This window comes from Nocardia sp. NPDC049149, from assembly GCF_043197455.1.
Taxonomy (GTDB): Bacteria; Actinomycetota; Actinomycetes; order Mycobacteriales; family Mycobacteriaceae; genus Nocardia.
In genome coordinates this window covers 464711-486908 of record NZ_JBICTD010000001.1, presented here as the reverse complement: position 1 = coordinate 486908, position 22198 = coordinate 464711, and the positions used below count along the sequence as shown (strand labels likewise).

The following is a 22198-nucleotide window of genomic DNA, read 5'->3' as shown; positions in this document are numbered from 1 at the left end:
GACGACTCAAGTTTGAGTTGACGCCCCGAGGTATTTGGGGGCAGGATTGAGCCGACCACGCTCAGCGTTGCTGGGACCGTGCTCCGTGAGGTGCTTGGGGCGAGGTCTCGCGGCACAGGATGGCGGACCCATCCTGGGCAGCCGGGCGGCATTCGCCCAGCACCGACACATGTAGGTACGTCAAATTAGGAGGAACAACAATGGCTCGTGCGGTCGGAATCGACCTCGGGACCACGAACTCGGTCGTCGCCGTGCTCGAAGGCGGAGAGCCGGTCGTCGTCGCCAACTCGGAAGGATCGCGCACTACCCCGTCGATCGTCGCGTTCGCGAAGAACGGCGAAGTGCTGGTCGGTCAGCCGGCCAAGAACCAGGCCGTCACCAACGTCGACCGCACCATCCGCTCGGTCAAGCGCCACATCGGCACCGACTGGACCGTTGAGATCGACGGCAAGAAGTACACCCCGCAGGAAATCAGCGCGCGCACGCTGATGAAGCTGAAGCGCGACGCCGAGGCCTACCTCGGTGAGGAGATCACCGACGCGGTCATCACCGTGCCCGCGTACTTCGAGGACGCCCAGCGGCAGGCCACCAAGGAAGCCGGTCAGATCGCAGGCCTGAACGTGCTGCGCATCGTCAACGAGCCCACCGCGGCCGCGCTGGCGTACGGCCTGGACAAGGGCGACAAGGAACAGACCATCCTGGTCTTCGACCTCGGTGGCGGCACCTTCGACGTCTCGCTGCTGGAAATCGGCGAGGGCGTCGTCGAGGTCCGCGCCACCTCCGGCGACAACCACCTCGGTGGTGACGACTGGGACGAGCGCGTCGTCTCCTGGCTGGTCGACAAGTTCAAGGCCAGCGCAGGCATCGACCTGACCAAGGACAAGATGGCCATGCAGCGCCTGCGTGAGGCTGCGGAGAAGGCCAAGATCGAGCTGAGCTCCTCGCAGAGCACCTCGATCAACCTGCCCTACATCACCGTCGACGCCGACAAGAACCCGCTGTTCCTCGACGAGCAGCTGACCCGCGCCGAGTTCCAGAAGATCACCTCGGACCTGCTCGACCGCACCCGCGCGCCGTTCCAGTCCGTGATCAAGGACGCGGGCATCAACGTGGCCGACATCGACCACGTGGTGCTCGTCGGTGGCTCCACCCGCATGCCCGCCGTCTCCGACCTGGTCAAGGAACTGACCGGTGGCCGCGAGCCGAACAAGGGCGTGAACCCGGACGAGGTCGTCGCCGTCGGCGCCGCCCTGCAGGCCGGTGTGCTCAAGGGTGAGGTCAAGGACGTCCTGCTGCTCGATGTCACCCCGCTCTCCCTCGGTATCGAGACCAAGGGTGGCGTGATGACCAAGCTCATCGAGCGCAACACCACCATCCCGACCAAGCGGTCGGAGACCTTCACCACGGCCGACGACAACCAGCCGTCCGTGCAGATCCAGGTCTTCCAGGGTGAGCGCGAAATCGCCTCGCACAACAAGCTGCTCGGTTCGTTCGAGCTGACCGGCATCCCGCCGGCCCCGCGTGGCGTGCCGCAGATCGAGGTCACCTTCGACATCGACGCCAACGGCATCGTGCACGTGACCGCGAAGGACAAGGGCACCGGCAAGGAGAACACGATCAAGATCCAGGACGGCTCCGGCCTGTCCAAGGAGGAGATCGATCGGATGGTGAAGGACGCCGAGGCGCACGCCGCCGAGGACAAGGCCCGCCGTGAGGAGGCCGAGACCCGCAACCAGGCCGAGTCGCTGGTGCACCAGACCGAGAAGTTCATCAAGGAGAACGAGGACAAGGTCCCCGCGGACATCAAGTCCAAGGTCGAGGCGGCCATCGCCGAGGCGAACGAGGCGCTCAAGGGCACCGACATCGCCGCGGTCAAGGCGGCCGTCGAGAAGCTGGCGACCGAGTCGCAGGCTCTCGGCCAGGCGATCTACGAGTCGTCGGCCAACGATGCCGCCGCGTCGAGCAACGGATCCGCCGCGTCCGACGCCGATGATCAAGTTGTCGACGCGGAGGTTGTGGACGAGCCGGTCGACACGGAGAAGAAGTGAGCAACTCCGAACAAGAGCCGATCACCTTCGTGGACAATCGCAAGATCGATCCGGAGACCGGCGAGATCAGGGACCCTGCGGCGGCTGACGCCGCCGCGGGGCCCGATGCCGGGAACGGTGCCGACGCCGCGGTGGCGGCGCCTGCCGACACCGCGAGTGTCGAGTTGGCCGAGCGCACCGCGGACCTGCAGCGACTGACCGCGGAGTACGCCAACTACCGGCGTCGGGTCGAACGCGACCGCAAGACCGCGATCGACACCGCCAAGGCCGCCGTCGTCACCGAATTGCTCGGCGTGCTCGACGATCTCGATCGGGCACGGGCACACGGTGACCTGGATTCCGGTCCGCTGAAGTCGGTGGCCGACAAGCTGGCCGCCGCGCTGCAGAAGCAGGGGCTGGAGGAATTCGGTTCGGCGGGTGAGCCTTTCGACCCGACGCTGCACGAGGCCGTGCAGCACGAGGGCTCCGGGCACGATCCGGTGATCGGCATCGTCATGCGCAAGGGCTATCGGTTCGGCGATCGGGTGCTTCGGCACGCGCTCGTCGGGGTAACCGATGGCGTGGCCGACCTGGTCGGCGACGAGCGGAAGCCGGCCGAGCAGGCGGGTGCGGCCCAGCCAGAGGCATCGGATGCTGATGCCGGCGCGAACAAACACTAATACTGCGAGAGGAGGAGATATCCGGTGAGTCAGCGGGAGTGGATCGAAAAGGACTTCTACAAGGAGCTGGGTGTCTCCTCCAGCGCCTCGCAAGACGAGATCAAGAAGGCGTACCGCAAGCTCGCTCGCGACTTGCATCCGGACGCCAACCCCGGCGACGCCAAGGCCGAGGAGCGGTTCAAGACCGTCAGCGAAGCGCACGCGGTGCTGTCGGATCCGGCCAAGCGCAAGGAATATGACGACACCCGAAAGCTGTTCGCGGGTGGCGGATATCCGCGTGGCGGCGGCTTCACCCCCGGTGCGGGCGGCGGCTTTTCGCAGGACTTCAACATCGGTGACATCTTCGGCGGCGCCAATGCCGGCGACGGTGGCCTCGGTGACCTGCTCGGTGGACTGTTCAACCGGGGAGGCACGCGCACCGCGAGCCGCCCGCGGCGCGGGGCCGACGTGGAGACCGAGACGACCCTCGGTTTCCGGGAGGCCGCGCAGGGCGTCACCGTTCCGCTGCGGATGACCAGTCCGTCGCCGTGCACCACCTGCCACGGCAGCGGCGCGAAACCGGGCACCAGCCCTCGGGTCTGCCCGAACTGCAACGGCACCGGCATCATCAGCCGCAACCAGGGCGCGTTCGGCTTCAGCGAGCCGTGCGATGACTGCCGGGGCACCGGCTCGATCATCGACGACCCGTGTGTCGACTGCCACGGCAGCGGCATCCAGAACCGCACGCGCACCATCACCGTGCGGATTCCGCCGGGCGTCAGTGACGGACAGCGGATTCGGCTGGCCGGTCAGGGTGAAGCGGGCCTGCGTGGCGCGCCGTCGGGCGACCTGTTCGTCAGCGTGCACGTCAGCCAGGACAAGGTCTTCGGCCGTAACGGCGATGACCTGACCCTGGTGCTGCCGGTCAGTTACAGCGAATTAGTGCTCGGGACAACGGTTTCCGTGCCTACCCTGGAGGGGCGCGTCGGCGTCAAGGTGCCGCCTGGCACTGCGGACGGCCGCATCCTGCGGGTGCGCGGTCGCGGCGTGCCCAAGCGCGGCGGCGGCGCCGGTGACCTGCTGGTCACCGTCAAGGTCGCGGTGCCACAGAAGTTGGATGACAATGCCGCCGACGCGCTGCGACGCTATGCGGAGGCGGAGAAGGCCAGCGGATTCGATCCACGGGCAGGATGGGCAGGTGCTTGATGTCCAATGATCCGAAGCAGTCGCGTGCCGAGTTCTTCATGATCTCGGTGGCGGCCCAACTCGCGGGCATGCACGCGCAGACGCTGCGCACCTATGACCGACTGGGACTGGTTACGCCACAACGCACTTCGGGCGGCGGGCGACGCTACTCGACCAGGGACGTTGAGCTGCTGCGCGAGGTGCAGCGGCTGTCTCAGGACGAGGGCGTCAACCTGGCGGGCATCAAGCGCATCATCGAACTCACCAATCAGGTCGAGGAACTGCAGCAGCGGGTTGCCGAGCTGTCGGCCGAGCTGGACCGGATGCGGGCGGGCTATCGGCCCGATCTTTCCCCGCCGCAGCGCAGCACCGCGCTGGTGGTCTGGCAACCGCGCAATCGCCGGAATATGTGAGCCATCGGCACTCGCGCAACATCATTGAATACTGCTGGCTATTCCTCGGGCCCCTGGCCTCGGCATTGTTGATCATGATCCGAGATCGGGGGCCCGAAGTCGTCTCCAGCAGACCGTTCGGCACGGTTGCTGACGGTATGCCGATACTTAGTGTGTGACAACACTTACCGCGGCCGCTTTTCTGGACTGCTGACTTGTCATATTTTGTTGCGCGCCCCTGCTGCGTGATCGCTGTCGATTGTCCGGCGGAGTCCGCTTGCGATCATGGAATGTTGCCCCGTGGTCGCTCCAGAGCCCTTGGTGGCGTGAGAGTTTCAGAACGAGTCTTGCAAAATCAGTGTTCTTGCGACTGATTTCACCGATTTTTACCGTCTTACAGTCTGTTTCGTCGGCGTTTCGCGCTGAGGGCCCTCGTTTTGAGGGAATTACAGGCTTGTTGTTTAAACGGAGGATTCCACTCCTGGCTAACCTCGCCTACACTTCTCGGCAACGGCTGCTGACGAGTGTCCCGCAGCACCTCACTCGCCGGCACGGTTTGTGTTCGAGTGCGAAATGGGGTTGTGACACAAATGGATTCGCGGACTGTCGCTTTGATCAGAACTACGTTCAAGGCGGTTGCTGCGGAGGAAGGGGGGCCGGAGAAATTAGCGAGATCGTTCTACTCGATCCTATTCACCGACTACCCCCAAGTCCGCGATTTCTTTCCAGCAGCCATGGACGCACAGCGAGATCGCCTGGTCAAAGCCATCTCCTACGCATTGGACCGGCTCGAGGAGCCGAACAAGCTCCTACCGTTCCTTGCGCAACTCGGGCGTGACCATCGCAAATACGGTGTGCAGCCTGCGCATTACACGGCGGTCGCGGTCTCGCTGAAGGCCGCGATGCGCAACTACGCGGGCACCGAGATGTGGACCGACGAGGTCGACAAAGCCTGGGACGACGGCCTGAAGATCATCGGGGAGACCATGATCGGGGCCGCGGAGAAGGAAACGACGCCGGCGGCCTGGACCGGGACCGTGGTGGAACGCCGTGCGGTGCTACGCAATCTGACCGTGGTGCGGTTGCAACTCGATCAGCCGATGCAGTACGCCGCAGGCCAGTACATCAGCGTGCAGATCCCGTCCCGGCCGCGGATGTGGCGCTACCTGTCGCCCGCTGTGCCCGCAAATGCCAACGGGGAGATCGAGTTTCACATCCGCAGCGTGCTCGGCGGCTGGGTCAGCTCCGCCATCGTCGGCCACACCGTCGTCGGCGATCAGTGGCTGCTCGGTGCGCCGCTCGGCGGCCTCGGCATCCCGCGCAACGCCAAGCGCAAGATGTTGATGGTCGGCTGCGGCACCGGCATCGCGCCGCTGCGCGCCCAGCTGATGGCGATGGCACAGCGGCGGACCAACCCGAAGGTGCACCTGTTCGTCGGCGGGCACCACCCGTGCGATCTCTACGACCTGGAAACGCTGTCCACGCTGGCCGTGGCGCACCGCTGGCTGACCGTGACACCGGTGACCGAGCACGACGAAAACCCTTGGTGGTATACCGATTCCGGCGAACCCGAACGCGTCTGGCCCGGCCTGGAGCCGCGGCTGACCGGGCAGATCGGCAAGGTGGTCGCCAGCTTCGGCGCCTGGGCCGACCGGGACGTCCAGATCGTCGGCTCGCCATCGATGGTGCAGACCACCAAGTTCCGACTGATGGCCGCGGGGACGCTCACCAAGAACATCCGCCACGACCCGCTGTTCTGACCGACTGTCCGGGATGTCGACCCCTCCCGTTATCCCGGACACCCGGAATCCGGCCGCGCCCTGCAGCGCGGCCGGATTTCCGGTCAACGGATCAGGTTTCGCGTGCGGACCCCGCCTCGCTACGGCTCAGCTCGGCCGAGCTCGCCACCCCTTAGCCTCGCTGCCGCTCAGGTCCGCCGTGACTGAGCTAGGCCAGCTCACATACCTTCGAATTGGATGCGCTCCGGCGGAGTTCCGTTGTCGAGCAACCGATCGACGGTCGCGCGGACCATGGCGGGGGAGCCGCACACCAGCACCTGATGGCTGTCGAACGCGCCGTGCGACGCCATCACGTCGGCGAGCGTGCCGAACAGCACCTCGTCCGGCGGGAAGGTGATGTCGACGCGGCTGCGCTCGTACCACTCATCGATCCAGCCGGGATCGTCCGGGCTCTCGACCACCGGAATCACCGTCAGCCACGGCAGTTCCCCGGCCAGCAGGTAAAGCATGTCCTCGGCGTACAGATCGCGCGGGGTCTTGCCGCCGAAGAAGAGATAGGTGTGCGGCGGATCCGGCACCCGCGTCAGATCGAGGATCTGCGCCCGCAGCGGGGCAAGCCCGGTGCCGCCCGCGACCAGCACCACGTCGTCGCCCGCCGGGTCGATCGCGAAGGTGCCTTGCGGCGCGCGGATCGTCCACTCATCGCCCGGCCTGGTGTCGGCGACGATGGACCCGCTGCACCACCCGCCCGGCACCGTGCGCACATGGAATTCCAGCTTGCCGTCCAACGACGGCGGCAGCGCAGGGGACAGCCTGCGCCGCATGCTCGCCTGCTGCGGCACCGTCACCTCGACGGACTGCCCGGCGAGGAACGGGACGAACTCGCCGATCAGGCGGATCACCGCAAGGTCATGACGGATTCGGTGGTGTCCGACTACCGTCGCGGTCCACTCGGGCTGGTGTTGTGCACCATTGCCGAGTGCACTCGGGTCCCGCGGATCCCACCCGCCCCCCGGACTTCGTCCGCTGCCATCCCCCATGTGGGGCCTCCTTCGTCACACAGGGTCGGAGCTGATGATGTGCTCCGGAGTACCGACCGCGATCAACGCACGGCGGGTGTCCGCGATCATCTTCGCCGACCCGGCGATCTGGATCTGTCGGTCCGCCCAGGCGCCGAAGCTCGCGACCACCGCGCCCAGGTTACCGATCAACCGGCGATGCATGCCGTACGGCTCTTCCTGCGGCGGATGCGGATACCACCACGGATTGGTCTTCTGTTCGCAGACCGGGACGATGGTGAGCCACGGGTTGCTCTGCGAGAGCTGCCACATGTTCTCCACGTCGTAGAGATCGCAGGGGTAGCGGCCGCCGATGAAGAAGTGCACGCGCGGGTTGATGCCGCGCTGCCCCATCTCGATCAGCTGGGCGCGCAGCGGCGCGATGCCGGTGCCCGCGCCGATCATCAGCACGTCGCGCCCGCTGTCCCGGTCGACGTGCAGTCCGCCGAGCGGTCCCGCGATCTGCCAGCGGTCGCCGACCCTGGTCTCGTTGACGATGGCGGGGCTCACCCAGCCGCCGCGGATCTTGCGGATGTGGAACTCGATCTCGCCGTACGGGTTCGCGGGGATCGCCGGCGAGAAGTAGCGCCACATCTTGGGCCGCTGCGGCACCGTGAGTGGCACGTACTGCCCGGCCTGATAGGGGATCGGGCTTTCCGATTGCAGCCGAACGATGGCCAGGTCTTCCAGCACCCTGCGGTGGCCGACCACGGTCGCCTCCCAGTACGGCTGGGACTTATCGGAATTCGCGCCGATCGCCATGGACGCGGAGATCAGGATGGTGATGTCGCGCCAGCCCTCCTCCAGACCACGATGCCAAGCCGCGCCGTTGTACGCGCGGAAGGCAGCGAGCAGCGCCCGGCCTGCGGCGTCGTAGTGCGCCGCGTCGACCCCGTACTTGCGGTGGTCGCGAGCCAGTTGTTCGAGGAATTTCTGCGCCCGTCCCCAGTCCTCGAGATGATCGAGCACATACTGGATCGCCGTGGCGATCCGTTTCGCCTGCATGTCCATCGCAGGCGGAAAGAGTTCGCGCAGTTGTGGGTTCTCGGCGAACAAATGACCGTAGAACGCACTGACCAACCGCTCGGGTCCGTTCGGTGCCTCGATCACCGAACGGAAGTTGGCGCGGACCAGCGCAGCCGAACGCGCATCCACGACGTGGAGCTTCCTTTCCCTCAGTTCTGCCCGGGGACGTACCCGTAACCGGCGGTCCTCCGCCGACCAGTATCCCCGAAAATCCCGTGGTCGTGTGGCTATGCCACTGAAGACCGGGCCAAACGGTAATCGGTGGGCAAACACCAGGTGTTGCGGCCATGCCGTCGAGGTCACACCGCGGTGTGGGAGCCGGGCCCTCGGCCCGGTACGGCTCAGATCGCGAGGACGGTTTTGCCGCGGGCGCCGGGGGCGCCGATGACTGCCGGGCCGTCGGCGAGGGGGACGGTGGCGTCGATGGGGACCACCACGTCACCCTCGGCGACCCGGTCGAGGAGGCGGGCCAACTCCGATGCCCCGCCCTTGGATTCGATGTTGCCGCCGCGCAGGCCGCGCGCCTGCAGCGCCGCTTCGTCGGCGGCCAAGATGGTGGAGTAGACGGTGCCGCCGTCGCGGACGAGGCCGGTCAGCTCCGCGAGCACCTCCGGCGGACTGACCAGATCGAAGAGGACGTCGATGCCGTCGGGATGCGCGGCAGCGACTTGCTCGCGAATCGGGCCCGAGGTGTAGTCGACGGTCTCCGCCGCGCCGAGCCTGGTCATCTGATCGGCGACGGTGCCGCGGGCGGTCGCGATGACGTGCGCGCCCGCGATATTCGCGAGTTGGACAAGGAAGGAGCCGACGCCGCCGGTGGCGCCGACGATGAGCACGGTCTGTCCCGGTTCGATCCCGGTGGCGTCCACGAGGTCCTGTGCGGTGATGCCCGCGATGGGTAGCGCCGCGGCCGTCACGGTCGGCACCCCCTCGGGAATGTGCACCAGCGTGCCGTTCTCCGGGATCACCGCGAATTCGGCGAAGCTGCCGTGGCCGACGGGCGAACCGAGGAACTTCCCGACCACCCGATCGCCGACGGCGAATCGGTTGACGCCCGGCCCGACGGAGGCGATGGTGCCCGCGCCGTCCACCCCGAGGATCATCGGAAAGTCGTGTGGCAGTTTGCCGTCCAGGATGCCGTCGGCCAGCTTCGCGTCGAACGGATTGACCCCTGCCGCTTCGAGTTGTACCCGGACGGTGCCGGGGCCTACCTCGGGGACCGGCATGTCGATCAACTCCGGGGTGGCTCCGAACTTCCGTACGACGATCGCGCGCATCCATTCGCTCCTTGAATCGGGCTGAAGAGTGATGCATCAACTAACGGCATGGGCCATCGTATGCATCCATACCCCATGGACGAGGTGATTCGTCGCATTGGGAGGGTGTCGCGGCGGTAGCGTTCAGAGGTGCGAGAAGCCCACCCGTCACCCGACCACCACCCCCCATCGAATCGCTACGCGATACTGTTTATCTAGACTTGAGTGGAACAGACTCAACCTTTCCGACGTTGGACGTAGGGAACGGCACGGAACCGCGCGGGAGTTCGCGTGGAACCAGGCTCCGGCGCCGTCGACATCGACTAGTAGGAAGGTGATTCGTGGACTCGTTCAATCCCACCACCAAGACCCAGGCGGCCCTGGCCGCCGCCCAGCAGGCGGCTTCCGCCGCGGGCAACCCGGAGGTTCGTCCTGCGCATTTGCTGGTGGCGTTGCTGGATCAAACCGACGGCATCGCCGCCCCGCTGCTCAAGGCCGTCGGCGTCGACCCGGTATCCGTGCGAGGCGAGGCCAACGACATCGTCGAGCGGCTGCCGCGCGCGACCGGCGCCACCACCGCACCGCAATTCGGCCGCGAGGTGCTGGCCGCTCTCAATACGGCACAGCGCCTGGCCACCGAGTTGGGCGACGAATACATCTCGACCGAGCATGTGCTCGTCGGCCTGGCCAGCGGCGATTCCGATGTGTCGCAGCTGCTGCTCAAGTACGGCGCGACCGCCGAGGCATTGCGCGAAGCATTCACCACCGTGCGCGGCAGTGCGCGGGTGACCAGCCCCGATCCCGAGGCCAGCTACCAGGCGCTGGAGAAGTACTCCACCAACCTCACCGAGCTCGCTCGCGCGGGCACGCTCGACCCGGTCATCGGCCGCGACACCGAAATCCGGCGCGTCGTCCAGGTTTTGAGCCGCCGCACCAAGAACAACCCGGTGCTGATCGGCGAGCCAGGCGTCGGCAAGACCGCGATCGTGGAGGGCCTTGCCCAGCGCATCGTCGCGGGCGACGTCCCGGAATCGTTGCGCGGCAAGTCCGTTGTCTCGCTCGATCTCGGCGCGATGGTCGCGGGCGCGAAGTATCGCGGTGAGTTCGAAGAGCGGCTCAAGGCCGTGCTGGAAGACATCAAAAACAGTGCGGGACAGATCATCACGTTCATCGATGAGCTGCACACCATCGTCGGCGCCGGTGCCACCGGCGAATCCGCGATGGACGCGGGCAACATGATCAAGCCCATGCTCGCCCGCGGTGAGCTGCGCCTGGTCGGCGCGACCACGCTGGAGGAATACCGCAAGCACATCGAGAAGGACGCCGCCCTGGAACGCCGGTTCCAGCAGGTGTTCGTCGGTGAGCCGTCGGTGGAGGACACCATCGGCATCCTGCGCGGCCTCAAGGAGCGCTACGAGAACCACCACGGCGTGCGCATCACCGACTCCGCGCTGGTCGCCGCGGCGACCCTCAGCGACCGCTACATCACCTCGCGGTTCCTGCCGGACAAGGCGATCGACCTGGTCGACGAGTCGGCATCCCGGTTGAAGATGGAAATCGACTCCCGCCCAGTGGAAATCGACCAGATCGAGCGCGCGGTGCGCCGCCTGGAGATCGAAGAGCTCGCGCTGAGCAAGGAGACCGACGACGCCTCCAAACAGCGGCTGGAGAAACTGCGCGCCGAATTGGCCGACGCCAGAGAGAAACTCAACCAGCTGACCACCCGCTGGCAGAACGAGAAGAAGGCGATCGACCAGGTCCAGGTCCTCAAGAAGGAACTGGAATCCCTGCGCGGCGAGGAGGAAAGGGCTGACCGCGACGGCGACCTGGAGACGGTCTCCAAGCTGCGGTACAAGGACATCCCCGACTTGGAGAAGCAGCTCAGCGAGGCCGAGCAGGTGTCGAAGGTCGCCGGTGACGGCGACGTGATGCTGAAGGAGGAGGTCGGACCCGACGACATCGCCGAGGTGGTCGGTTCGTGGACCGGCATCCCCGTCGGCAGGCTGCTCGAGGGCGAAACCCAGAAGCTGCTGCGGATGGAGGACGAGCTCGGCAAGCGGGTGGTCGGCCAGACCGAGGCGGTGCAGGCGGTGTCCGACGCGGTGCGCCGGGCGCGGGCAGGCGTCGCGGACCCGAACCGGCCGACCGGCTCGTTCCTGTTCGTCGGCCCGACCGGTGTCGGCAAGACGGAGCTGGCAAAAGCGTTGGCGGACTTCCTGTTCGACGACGAACGCGCCATGGTCCGGATCGACATGAGCGAGTACAGCGAGAAGCACGCGGTGGCTCGCCTGGTCGGCGCTCCGCCCGGCTACGTCGGCTACGACCAGGGCGGTCAGCTCACCGAGGCGGTGCGGCGCAGGCCGTACACGGTGGTGCTGTTCGACGAGATCGAGAAGGCGCACCCGGATGTGTTCGACATCCTGCTCGCCGTGCTCGACGAGGGTCGGCTCACCGACGGCCAGGGCCGCACGGTGGACTTCCGCAACACCATCCTCATCCTGACCTCGAATCTGGGTGCCGGTGGCGAGCGCGAGTTCGTGATGAACGCGGTGCGTTCGGCCTTCAAGCCGGAGTTCCTCAACCGCCTCGACGACGTGGTGATGTTCCACCCGCTCGACGAGGAGCAGCTGGAAAGCATCGTCGACATCCAGCTCGACCAGCTGCAGAAGCGGCTGTCGCAGCGCAGGCTGAAGTTGGACGTCAGCGATTCGGCGCGGTTCTGGCTCGCGGTGCGCGGGTACGACCCGGTCTACGGTGCGCGCCCGCTGCGCAGGCTGATCCAGCAGGCGATCGGTGACACGCTGGCCAAAGAGCTGCTGTCAGGCGAGATTACCGACGGCGACACGGTCAAGGTGAACACCGTGCCGGACGGTGACGGGCTCATCGTCGGCAAGTAAGGCAGGCGCGGCGCGTCGGCGTTCGATCCCTTCGCGGGTATCGATGCGTCGGCGCGCCGCTCGGCGTCGGCACCATGTCGGCGGCGCCCGGTCGTGCCGCCGTGCGGCGTTTATGCGACAGGGCACCGAGGTGGACCATGGCGCGCGCGGTATCCGGCGCAGGAGCGTCGTCTACCTGACCGCAGCGCCCGAGCCGCCTAACCTGGAGTCCATGACCAACCCGAACGATCCGTGGGGACAGCGGCCGGAGGATGCGCCGACCGAGTACCTGGCGGGCAAGTCCGGGTTCGAGCAGCCGCCGCACACCACGGAGTATGCCGAGGCGTACGGGTCGGGCGCGCCCTCGGCGTATCCGGCGACCGAGCAGTTCGAGCCGTGGTCACCGCCGCTGAACGCCACCCGGGAGTTTCCGCCCGCCGACCATCAATGGGGTGCGTACGAGGGCGCCTACGGCACTGAGTGGCAGGGGGCTGCGCCGGGCGGTCCGGTCCCACCCGGCATGCCACAGGACGCGCCGCCGGAGCCGCCGCGGCGCAACACCGGGTTGTGGATCGCGCTCCTCTTCGTCGGCGTCGCGCTGATCGCGGTGGTGGGTGTGGTCGCGGGAGTCCTGCTCAGCGGCAAGGATTCGTCGTCGACCACCGCCGCGAGCACCTCGGCGTTCCCGACCGCGCGCCAACCGACCCCGGGCACGCCGCGCACCGGCCAGCCCCGCCCGAGCGGCACGCCGAGCATCCCCGGCCTCGGCGACATCGACAGTCTCGGCGCGACCATGGGCACCATCACCGCGAACAACGGCGGAACGCTCACCATCAACACCCTGCTCGGTGCAACGGTCACCGTGCACACCGACGCGAACACCCAGGTGATCTCGGTGTCCGGCACCAAGGTTTCCGATCTACCCGCAGGCGACATCGTGCTGGTCCAGGGCGACAAGGCACCCGATGGTTCGGTGCAGGCCAAGGTCATCATCAGCACGTCGCTGCCGAATGGCCCGCGATGAACGACTCGATCCGCGAATATCGCGCGGGCCTGCGCTACTCGGGTGGTGCGCGGCCCGGCGCGGGGTCAATGTCGGGCTCCGTCCCGCCGCTCCCATTAAGCTAGACGGCGATGACGGCAATGTGGTTCGGCCTGGCGGCGATCGCACTCGTGGGTGCGATCGTACTGCTGTATTTCGATCGGATTCAGCGACAGCGCACCGGTCACGCGCGGCAGGTCTGGGCGAAATCCCAGGGCTATACGTATGTATCGGTGGAGCCTGCGCTCCCCTCGACCTGGCGGCGCGGTGCGCTCGCCAAGCTCGGCTACCTGTCCGCGGTCGACGTGGTCTCCGGAATTCGCAAGGGCGAGAAGTTCGTGCTGTTCGATCTGGAGGACTCCGCGACCCTGATCGCGGTGCGCCGCCAGATCGGCTCGGACATCGATGTCGACATGCGGCTCAAGACCGCATCACCGCCGAAGGACGCCGATCTGGAACTGCTCGGCGCCATCGGCGACCGGGTGGTGTTCGCGACCAACCCGGAAATCGCCAGGCACGCAGTGGATCAGCGCATGGTCGCGTTCATCGAGACGCTGCCCGACACGGTGCAGATGCTCTGGAGCGAGGGCAACTGGACGCTGGGCATGCTGTCCGTCGGCACCGCGTCGCGAGACTGGGAGACCGCGATCGACGCGGTGCTCCGCCTGTCCGGCCTGCTGCACGTACTGCCGCCGGTGAGCGAGCCGCGCTTCGACAACGGCGGGCACGATCCTGGCAGGCCGCGCCCGCGCGGTCGCCAACGGGCCGACGAGTCCGACGACGACCTGGACGAGCCCGTCGGCGCGGCCAGGGTGCAGGCGCCGCGGGCGGGCGAGGACGACGAGTACGACCCGTTCGCCGGACCGGGCTACGACGACGAATTCGACGACCGCGCACCGCAATCGGCGCCCGACGAACCCGAACCGCCCCGTCGCCCCTCGCTCGCCGTCGTCCCGGACGCGCGGGCAAGGGCGCGCGAGGACCGCAAGCCCGAGGACACCTGGTCGCCCGAGCCGCGCGAAGAGTGGGCAGCGGACGACGACTGGTCGCCCGCGCGCGAACAACGGATTCGGGAGCAACGCGAGCCGTACGCGCCACGCGACGACCGACCCGATGCGGATTGGCCCGACGAGGCCGACCGCCGTCCGGCGCCGCGTGACGACGACAACGCGGCCGACCCGCCCGGCGGTCCGTTCCATCCAGGCTTCCGTCCATATCAGGGACCTGTGCCGCAGTGACCCTGCCCGGCGCCACCCGTCCGGTGGCGTTGATCACCGGACCCACCTCCGGCATCGGCCACGGTTACGCGATGCGACTCGCCTCACTCGGCTACGACCTGCTGCTCGTCGCCAGGGACGAGGAGCGGCTCGGCACCCTCGCCGCGGTGCTGGAGCATCGCTTCGGCACCCGCTCCGAGCTGCTCGTCGCCGACCTGACGTCGGCGCAGGACCGCGCGCGGGTGGCGGCCAGACTGGCCGACGGCGTCGAATTCCTGGTCAACAACGCGGGATTCAGGCACGCGGGCGAGTTCTGGGCGCTGTCGCCCGCGCAGCTGCAAGAAGAGGTCGATGTCAACGTCACCGCCGTGGTGCAGTTCACCCGGGCCGCGCTGCCGTCTATGATCGCCGCGGCCAAGGGATCGGTCGTCAACCTCGCCAGTGTTGCCGGGGTGATTCCTGGGCGGGGATCGACGTACTCGGCGGCCAAGGCCTACGTCGTATCCTTCACGGAAGGGTTGGCAGGTGGACTGGCCGGAACAGGTGTCCGGGTCCAGGCCCTGTGCCCGGGATTCGTCCACACCGAATTCCATGAGCGAGCCGGTATCGATACCTCGTCGCTGCCGAAAGCATTGTGGCTGAGTGTCGACCGGGTAGTTGCCGGTTCCCTGAGTGATCTGGAGAAGGGCCGGGTGCTCAGTGTGCCCGGTGTGCAGTACAAAGCGCTTACTACCGTCGCCGGAATGATCCCGCGAACCCTGGCGGCCCGACTGAATCGCGGCCTGTTCAACACGCGCGGAAGGACTTAGGAATGATCGACGAGGCAACCACCAATGAGTCGGCACTGGGCACCGCGGCCGGCTCCGACCGAGACAGATTGGCCGCGCTGGTGCGCGAGCTCGCGGTGGTCCACGGCAGGGTGACCCTGTCGTCGGGCAAGGAGGCCGACTACTACGTCGACCTGCGCCGCGCGACCCTGCACCACCGCGCCGGACCGCTCATCGGCAAGCTGCTGCGCGACCTGGTCGCGGACTGGGACTTCGACGCGGTCGGCGGGCTGACCATGGGCGCCGACCCGGTCGCGTTCGCGGTCATGCACGCGCCGGGCAGGCCGATCGACGCCTTCGTGGTGCGCAAAGCGGCGAAGGCGCACGGCATGCAGCGCCAGATCGAAGGCCCGGACATCGTCGGCAAGCGGGTGCTGGTGGTCGAGGACACGACGACCACCGGAAACTCCCCACTGACCGCGGTGCGCGCGCTGCGGGACGCGGGCGCGACCGTGGTCGGTGTCGCCACCGTGGTCGACCGGGAGACCGGGGCCGATCAGGTGATCGCCGCCGAGGGACTGGAGTACCGGTCGATCCTCGGCTTGAAGGATTTGGCCCTGGGATAACCTGGGCATTGGTCAAGTTCTTCGAAGGCGAAGGGTTGTGTGAGCACCAGTGGTGAGCATTGCAGTCAATAAGAATCGCGACAATGTTGCGATGCTCGGTATCGGTGCCTATCGCCCCGAGCGAGTGGTCAGTAATGAAGAGGTGTGCGAGGTCCTCGATTCCACCCCGGAGTGGATCTACGACCGGACCGGTGTCCGCAACCGCAGGTGGATCAGCGGCGACGAGACGCTGCAGTCGATCGCCGCGGCCGCTGGCGAGCGCGCGATCGTCAACAGCGGCATCGACCGGTCCAAGATCGGCACCCTGATCCTGGCCACCTCCAGCTGGCTCATGCTGACCCCGCACGGTGCCCCCAAAGTCGCCAACGACCTCGGACTGAACGGGATCGCCGCCTTCGACCTGACCTCCGGCTGCGGTGGTTTCGGCTACGGCCTCGGCGTGGCCGCGGACCTGATCCGGGCAGGGTCGACCGAATACGTGCTGCTGATCGGCGCGGAAACGATGACCGTCGGCCTCGACCCGACCGACCGGGGCACCGCGATGATCTTCGGTGACGGCGCGGGCGCGGTGGTGGTCGGGCCGAGCGAGGAGAACGGCATCTCCCCGACGGTGTGGGGCAGCGACGGCGAAAACGCCAGCGCCATCTCCCAGGACGTCGACTTCCTGACCTACATGGAGAAGGCGCAGGCGCTGCAGGGCACCGACCCGGCGATCGAGCCGGTCGGCCGGATGTCGCTGCGAATGGAGGGCCCTCGGGTATTTCGCTGGGCGGCGGTGACTCTGCCGCGTGCGCTGTCCACCGCGCTCGAGGTATCCGGGGTGTCCAAAGAGGACATCGAGGTGTTCATTCCGCATCAGGCCAACGCCCGCATCAATGAATTGATGAAGAAGAATCTCGGACTGGCCGATGACGTCCCGGTGGCCAACGATATCGAGAACACCGGAAATACCTCCGCTGCCTCGATTCCGCTCGCGATGGAAGAAATGCTGGTGACCGGCAAAGCCAAGGGCGGTCAGACGGCGTTGCTGCTCGGATTCGGTGCAGGCCTGAGTTATGCGGGCCAGGTGGTCACGTTGCCGCCCGCGCCCGCCGAGGCCAGCTTTGCTGTCGATGCCGTCGAATAGACCGTTTCGCACCGGATTTCTCGCGGCCGCGGCAGTCACCGTCTTCGGTGCGCTGACCGGCCGCGAGAAGCTCCAGTGGCTTGCGAAACCGCTGCTGATGCCGCTGCTCGCGGCCGATGTGGTCACCGAGGGCAGCGCGCTCGACCCGACTGATCGGACCGTGCTGCTCGGCGCGCTCGGCGCCGCGACCGTCGGCGATGTGCTGCTCATCGATCCCGACAACGATCGGCGATTGATCGCCGGTGCGTCCTCGTTCGCGGTGATGCAGGCCGGGTACTCGGCGCTGTGGTGGCGCCATGGCGCCAGGCCGCGCCCCGACATCGCGGCGCCCCGGCTGCTTGCCTGGCTCGGCGCAGCGGGACTGTTGCGGGCGAAAGCCCCCGCGGTGGCCGTTCCGTTGACCGCCTACGGCGCGACACTCGGCACCGCCGCCTTGCTCGCCTCCGACCCCGATCTCGCTCCCGACGCGAAAACCGTTGCGGGCCTCAATATCCCAGACGCGGACCCACACAGCCGCCTCGGCCTCGGCGCCCTGCTGTTCACCGCCTCCGACGGACTTATCGTGCTACGCCGCATTTTCGCGCGCAGCGACCGGTCGCGCCACGTCGCCGAGGCAGTCATCCTGACCACCTACGCCGCAGCCCAATTCCTCCTCGCTGACCCCCACGCACACGTGAAAGCTGTTGTCCCGAAAGATAATTGAGACGCGTTGTGCTGCACGACGACACGGCCGAAGAGTCCGATCGCGATCTGCTTCGATGCTGAGACCTTGCTCAGTTCCTGGTCAGCGTAGCCAGATCGAGGTGTATCTGGTCTCCTGCCAGATCAAGCGTTATCTGGCCAGATCGCTCGCTGACCAGCTCGTATTCACCGTTGATCAGGTGGTATGCCGAGAGGCTCGGCGGGGCATCGAGATCGATCAGCCAGTAGTACTGGATGCCGACCTCGGCGTACTCCACGAACTTGGTGACCCGATCGGTGCGCTTCGAGCCGGGGGAGAGAACCTCTACCGCCAGGAGGACGTCCTCCGGATTGGCGCGGGGCAGGTTCTCGTCGAGCGCCTTGGTCCGGATGACCATGACGTCGGGAACCCGAACCGTTGACGGTGTTGCGGGGTCGATGACAACCTCGGCCTCCGTGACCACGCTTAGCGAGTCGATCAGCTGCGGTTCCAGCTGGGCTCCCAGCTGCAGGATCGCATACTGATGGCGCAAGACCGGCCTAGGCGACACGAGCAGAACCCCCTCGACAAGCTCATAACTACGGCTGTTGTCCTCCGGCAGAGCGTTCCAGTCCGCCAGGGTCAGCAGATGATCCGGCCAGTGCATTTCGACAGTCATCGCTTCCTCCTCCCCACTAAGGCGTCGCTCGCGGCAAGTCTCTCACATGGAAACAGCCTGCGCCGTCAGCTACCCCGCGCGGCGAGATGTGGCTGCGCGGTCACAGCACGACGATGATGCGGTCGCGGTTGGTCGGGTCGACGCGGATCGAGATGGTTTCGCCGACTGCGAGTCGGGGCTTGTCTGCCGGGGTGACGTCGAAAACTATTGTGCCGCGGTAGCTTTCGGAGCCGGGGACGGTCAGCTCCAGGTCGAGTTCGGTCAGCTCGGTGTGGTGGTCGGTGCGTTCCAGCGGGTGCACGCCCTGTACCGTCGCCCAGCCTTCCAGGCCCTCGCGCCACAGCCGCCGATCCGCCTTGGCGGGCCGCGCCGCCAGCATCATCCCGATGCCGACACAGGAGCCGAACAGGCCGACCAGCGCGGCGATCTGATAGGGCACCGTGCCCGGCGGCGTGTGTGGCAGCAGCCAACCCAGCCAGAGACCGAGCACTACCAGGTACCCGGCTGTCACCCCGAGTACTGTGCGAAGAATCCGCCCGTGATCCATACCAGCCTCCACCTGGCGACTGTCCGATCTCCAGAATAGGCCGCGTGCAGCACGGACGGGTGTAGATCGGACTACCAGGCGGTAGCAGGATCGGCGTGCTGGCGCACCCAGGCGTGCATGGCGATGCCCGCGGCGACACCGGCGTTGATGCTGCGGGTCGAGCCGAACTGCGCGATCGAAACCGTCATGGCCGCCGCGTCTTTCGCGTGCTCGGTGACGCCGGGGCCTTCCTGTCCGAACAGCAGCAGGCAGTGCACGGGCAGCTCGGCCGTTTCCAGCGGGACCGAGCCCGGCACGTTGTCCACCGCGACCACGGTGAGCCCTTCGCGCACCGCGAACTCCAGCAGCTCGGTGATGCTGGCATGGTGCTCGATGTGCTGGTAGCGGTCGGTCACCATGGCACCGCGCCGATTCCAGCGTTTGCGGCCGACGATGTGCACTGCCGCGGCCGCGAAGGCATTCGCGGTGCGCACCACGGTGCCGATGTTGGCGTCGTGCCCGAAGTTCTCGATGGCCACATGGAACGGGTGCCTGCGCCGATCGATATCGGCGACGATCGCCTCGCGAGTCCAGTACCGATAGGCATCGACGACGTTGCGCCGATCACCCGTGGCCAGCAGTTCCTGGTCGAGCCGCGGATCGTCCGGCGGCGGCTCGGCATGCTCGTCCGCCCACGGCCCGACCCCGTGCGGATGCTCGCCCCACTCGGTCGGCCCCGCCGGGTCCTGCTCCGTTGCCTCCGGTACTGGGTGATTCACTCCGCCGATGCTAATTCCGGCGGTCTCGCCGTCGACCGACCGGTCCGGTCCTCAGTAGCTCGAGCTCGACGTGCCCGCGAAGACGCCGACCAGGCCGAGTATCAGGAACAGCGCGAGGAACAGCAGGCTGACGACGATCAGACAGGTGCTGATGATGCCGCAGACGTAGCCGACCATGACGTTCGTCCGGCCGCCGATCGTGCCGCCGGAGGCGTCGATCTCGTTCAGCGCCTTCTTGCCCATGACCCAGGCCACCGGCCCGAGGATCTGGCAGAACACCAGGCCGAGGATGCCGACGATGAGAATGGTGGTGGCCTGTGGATGGTCCGGCGGCGGACCGTAGGCTGAATAGCCGTAGGGCGGCTGCTGCGGCGGGTAGCTCATGGGCAGGATGGTAGTTGGTGTAGCTGGCTACACCACCCATTCGGCGGACAGCTCCATCGAATACCGCCGCCGCCCCGACAACCATGAGAGCCATGACCGAGACACCCGCCGAAGCCACCCTCGTGCTCGACCGGCCGACCGAGAAAATCGGACGGTCCGCCGACGGAGTGGCCCGCGCCGTTCTGCTTGCCCCCTTCCAGGCCCGCTTCTGGAAGGAACTCGTCTATCTCCTCACGGTTTTCGTCCTCGGCTGCGTCGCCCTCGGCTACATGTACGTCGGCTGGGGCGGCGGGCTGATGATATCGATCACCATCGTCGGCGTGCCGATCCTGGCGCTGGTCCTGCTCGGCGGCCGGACTTGGGGGCGGATCTACCGGGCGCTGGCCAAGGATCTGCTCGGCACCCCGGTGACGCCGCCGCCACCGTTCGCTCCCGCGCCGGGCTTGGTCGGGTTCGTCAAAGGCGCGTTCACCGATCGCACCAGCTGGCGGGCCGCGCTGTTCCTGCTCGCGCAGGCGGTACTCGGGGTCGTCGTCGGCTGGCTGCTGTTGATCGCGATCGCGATGACCTTCTTCGTCGCGATCTCGCCGATCCCGTGGGCGGTCTTCCAGCCGATGAACGTCGATGCCCAAGGCGTGGAACATCATTCGCTTGCCCAGTTCGGCGACTACTACATCGACACCTGGCCGAGGGCGCTCGGCTTCGCCGCGCTCGGCATCATCGGCTGCTTCGTGTTGCCCTGGGTGGTGCGGGCCGTGTGCTGGTTGCATCGGCTGCTCACCATCGCCTGCCTGAGCGCGACGACGGGCGACCGGCGGATCATCGAGTTGCAGCAGGGCAGGCAGGCCGCGGTCGACGATTCCACCGCAACGCTGCGGCGACTGGAGCGGGATCTGCACGACGGCACCCAGGCTCGGCTGGTCACCATCGCGATGGCGCTCGGCAGGGCCGAGGATCGGCTTTCGGCCGGTGGCGACCCGCGTGACCTGATCGCGGACGCGCACGCCTCCTCCAAGGAGGCGCTGACCGAGCTGCGTGAGCTGGTGCGCGGAATCCATCCGCCCGCACTGGAACTCGGGCTCGGCCCGGCACTGGAAACGCTGGCCGCGCGCTGTTCGGTGCCGGTGGAACTGCGAGTGCACCTGCCGCAGCGTCCGAACCCGGCGATCGAGGCGATCGCCTACTTCTCCGTCGCGGAACTGCTCACCAACGTGGTCAAGCACGCGAACGCCACCCGCGCCTGGGTGTCGGTGGTGCCGACCGATGCACAGACCGTTTCGGTCACGGTGCGCGACAACGGCATCGGCGGGGTGCTGCCGCCCGTCGAGGGCGGAATCGCGGTGGGCAGCGGACTTTCGGGCCTGGCCGCGCGGGCCCGCACGGTGGACGGCACGCTCAGCGTGCAGAGTCCCACCGGCGGACCGACCGTGGTGACCATCCTGCTGCCGAAAGAAGGGTCACGATGACCGAGTCGCTGCGGATCGTGATCGCCGAGGACAGCGCGATCCTGCGCGACGGCCTGGCCGGACTGCTCGCCGAGCGCGGGCACGAGGTGGTCGCGATGGTCGGGGACGCCAGCACGTTGAGCGATGTGGTCGGCACGCACAACCCCGACGTCGCCGTCGTCGATGTGCGGATGCCGCCGAGTTTCACCGACGAGGGCCTGCTCGCCGCCATCGAGCTGCGCCGCAAGTATCCGATGACGGGCGTGCTCGTTTTCTCCCAGTGGGTCGAAACCCGATATGCCACCGAACTACTCGCAGGTGGCGCGAGTGGCGTCGGGTATCTGCTCAAGGACAGGGTCGCCGATGTCGGCGATTTCATCGACGCATTGCATCGGGTCGCCACCGGCGGCACCGCACTCGATCCGGAGGTGGTGAGCCAGTTGATGGGAGCATCGCGCCAACAGGATTCCCTGGCCCGGCTCACTCCACGCGAACGCGAGGTGCTCGAGCTGATGGCGCAGGGCCTGTCCAACAACGCCATTGCCGGTGCGCTCACCGTCACCGAGCGGGCGGTGGAAAAGCACATCGGCAATATCTTCACCAAACTCGATCTGCCGCCTTCCGACACCCATCACCGCCGCGTGCTCGCGGTGTTGCGGCTCAAGGGCTAGCCCGTGCGCGGGCAAATCGGATATCTGCGAAGGGTGCGAGAACAAATGCACATCGCT

General features: G+C 67.1%; 21 protein-coding genes. 14 read left to right on the top strand and 7 right to left on the bottom strand.

Annotated elements, in window-relative coordinates; all coding sequences use genetic code 11:
* Window positions 1-200 precede the first annotated feature (200 nt).
* The 5 genes from dnaK to ACGFNJ_RS02380 all read left to right on the top strand — a co-directional run bounded on the left by dnaK (window position 201) and on the right by ACGFNJ_RS02380 (window position 6023).
* Window positions 201-2048 carry a molecular chaperone DnaK gene (dnaK, locus tag ACGFNJ_RS02400; protein ID WP_393442513.1) on the top strand — a complete coding sequence of 616 codons (1848 nt, stop codon included), beginning with the start codon at window positions 201-203 and terminating at the stop codon, window positions 2046-2048.
* On the top strand, window positions 2045-2707 hold the full coding sequence (gene grpE, locus ACGFNJ_RS02395) for a nucleotide exchange factor GrpE (protein ID WP_393442511.1): 663 nt from the start codon (window positions 2045-2047) through the stop codon (window positions 2705-2707). Before dnaK ends, grpE begins: the two co-directional genes overlap by 4 nt.
* A 24-nt stretch (window positions 2708-2731) precedes the next feature.
* Window positions 2732-3892, top strand: a complete 1161-nt coding sequence (gene dnaJ, locus ACGFNJ_RS02390) for a molecular chaperone DnaJ (RefSeq protein WP_393442509.1) — start codon at window positions 2732-2734, stop codon at window positions 3890-3892.
* Window positions 3892-4284: a heat shock protein transcriptional repressor HspR gene (locus ACGFNJ_RS02385; RefSeq protein ID WP_393442507.1), complete on the top strand. Its 393-nt coding sequence runs from the start codon at window positions 3892-3894 to the stop codon at window positions 4282-4284. The genes dnaJ and ACGFNJ_RS02385 overlap by 1 nt, the downstream gene beginning before the upstream one ends.
* Before the next feature lie 569 nt (window positions 4285-4853).
* Window positions 4854-6023, top strand: coding sequence for a globin domain-containing protein (locus ACGFNJ_RS02380; protein WP_393442505.1), 1170 nt, complete (start codon window positions 4854-4856; stop codon window positions 6021-6023).
* Between the two features lie 197 nt (window positions 6024-6220).
* Here ACGFNJ_RS02380 and ACGFNJ_RS02375 read toward each other — a convergent pair whose 3' ends face one another.
* From ACGFNJ_RS02375 to ACGFNJ_RS02365, 3 genes are all read right to left on the bottom strand, one after another.
* A complete protein-coding gene (locus ACGFNJ_RS02375) occupies window positions 6221-7042 on the bottom strand; it encodes an FAD-binding oxidoreductase (RefSeq protein ID WP_393442503.1) in 822 nt (273 codons plus the stop codon).
* A gap of 15 nt (window positions 7043-7057) precedes the next feature.
* The gene (locus ACGFNJ_RS02370) at window positions 7058-8215 is read right to left on the bottom strand and encodes an FAD-binding oxidoreductase (RefSeq protein WP_069165497.1); all 1158 of its coding nucleotides are present in this window, start codon (window positions 8213-8215) and stop codon (window positions 7058-7060) included.
* A gap of 212 nt (window positions 8216-8427) precedes the next feature.
* Complete coding sequence (locus ACGFNJ_RS02365) at window positions 8428-9363, bottom strand: NADP-dependent oxidoreductase (RefSeq protein WP_393442501.1); 936 nt, start codon at window positions 9361-9363, stop codon at window positions 8428-8430.
* 320 nt (window positions 9364-9683) lie between these two features.
* Here ACGFNJ_RS02365 and clpB point away from each other — a divergent pair, with 320 nt between their 5' ends.
* The 7 genes from clpB to ACGFNJ_RS02330 all read left to right on the top strand — a co-directional run bounded on the left by clpB (window position 9684) and on the right by ACGFNJ_RS02330 (window position 17699).
* Window positions 9684-12239, top strand: coding sequence for an ATP-dependent chaperone ClpB (gene clpB, locus ACGFNJ_RS02360; RefSeq protein WP_393442499.1), 2556 nt, complete (start codon window positions 9684-9686; stop codon window positions 12237-12239).
* 211 nt (window positions 12240-12450) lie between these two features.
* Window positions 12451-13242, top strand: a complete 792-nt coding sequence (locus ACGFNJ_RS02355) for a DUF5666 domain-containing protein (RefSeq protein ID WP_393442497.1) — start codon at window positions 12451-12453, stop codon at window positions 13240-13242.
* Between the two features lie 110 nt (window positions 13243-13352).
* Window positions 13353-14498, top strand: a complete 1146-nt coding sequence (locus tag ACGFNJ_RS02350; RefSeq protein WP_393442495.1) for a hypothetical protein — start codon at window positions 13353-13355, stop codon at window positions 14496-14498.
* A complete protein-coding gene (locus tag ACGFNJ_RS02345; RefSeq protein WP_393442493.1) occupies window positions 14495-15286 on the top strand; it encodes an SDR family NAD(P)-dependent oxidoreductase in 792 nt (263 codons plus the stop codon). Before ACGFNJ_RS02350 ends, ACGFNJ_RS02345 begins: the two co-directional genes overlap by 4 nt.
* 2 nt (window positions 15287-15288) lie before the next feature.
* A complete protein-coding gene (gene pyrE / locus ACGFNJ_RS02340) occupies window positions 15289-15870 on the top strand; it encodes an orotate phosphoribosyltransferase (RefSeq protein WP_393442491.1) in 582 nt (193 codons plus the stop codon).
* A 49-nt stretch (window positions 15871-15919) separates the two neighbouring features.
* Complete coding sequence (locus tag ACGFNJ_RS02335; protein WP_393442489.1) at window positions 15920-16996, top strand: beta-ketoacyl-ACP synthase 3; 1077 nt, start codon at window positions 15920-15922, stop codon at window positions 16994-16996.
* A complete protein-coding gene (locus ACGFNJ_RS02330) occupies window positions 16983-17699 on the top strand; it encodes a lysoplasmalogenase (protein ID WP_393442487.1) in 717 nt (238 codons plus the stop codon). The genes ACGFNJ_RS02335 and ACGFNJ_RS02330 overlap by 14 nt, the downstream gene beginning before the upstream one ends.
* A gap of 70 nt (window positions 17700-17769) precedes the next feature.
* On the opposite strand, the gene ACGFNJ_RS02325 is transcribed toward ACGFNJ_RS02330, so the two are convergent.
* From ACGFNJ_RS02325 to ACGFNJ_RS02310, 4 genes are all read right to left on the bottom strand, one after another.
* Complete coding sequence (locus tag ACGFNJ_RS02325) at window positions 17770-18336, bottom strand: Uma2 family endonuclease (RefSeq protein WP_393442485.1); 567 nt, start codon at window positions 18334-18336, stop codon at window positions 17770-17772.
* 100 nt (window positions 18337-18436) lie between these two features.
* The gene (locus ACGFNJ_RS02320; RefSeq protein WP_393442483.1) at window positions 18437-18883 is read right to left on the bottom strand and encodes a hypothetical protein; all 447 of its coding nucleotides are present in this window, start codon (window positions 18881-18883) and stop codon (window positions 18437-18439) included.
* Between the two features lie 71 nt (window positions 18884-18954).
* Window positions 18955-19641, bottom strand: coding sequence for a TrmH family RNA methyltransferase (locus tag ACGFNJ_RS02315; RefSeq protein WP_393442481.1), 687 nt, complete (start codon window positions 19639-19641; stop codon window positions 18955-18957).
* A gap of 51 nt (window positions 19642-19692) precedes the next feature.
* Window positions 19693-20025, bottom strand: a complete 333-nt coding sequence (locus tag ACGFNJ_RS02310) for a DUF4190 domain-containing protein (RefSeq protein ID WP_393442479.1) — start codon at window positions 20023-20025, stop codon at window positions 19693-19695.
* Window positions 20026-20117: 92 nt separating this feature from the next.
* Here ACGFNJ_RS02310 and ACGFNJ_RS02305 point away from each other — a divergent pair, with 92 nt between their 5' ends.
* Entirely contained in the window at window positions 20118-21491 is a 1374-nt protein-coding gene (locus ACGFNJ_RS02305; RefSeq protein ID WP_393442477.1) for a sensor histidine kinase, read from the top strand.
* Window positions 21488-22141 (top strand): response regulator transcription factor, encoded by a 654-nt coding sequence (locus ACGFNJ_RS02300; RefSeq protein WP_069165511.1) that lies wholly within the window; start codon window positions 21488-21490, stop codon window positions 22139-22141. The genes ACGFNJ_RS02305 and ACGFNJ_RS02300 overlap by 4 nt, the downstream gene beginning before the upstream one ends.
* Window positions 22142-22198: the final 57 nt, after the last annotated feature.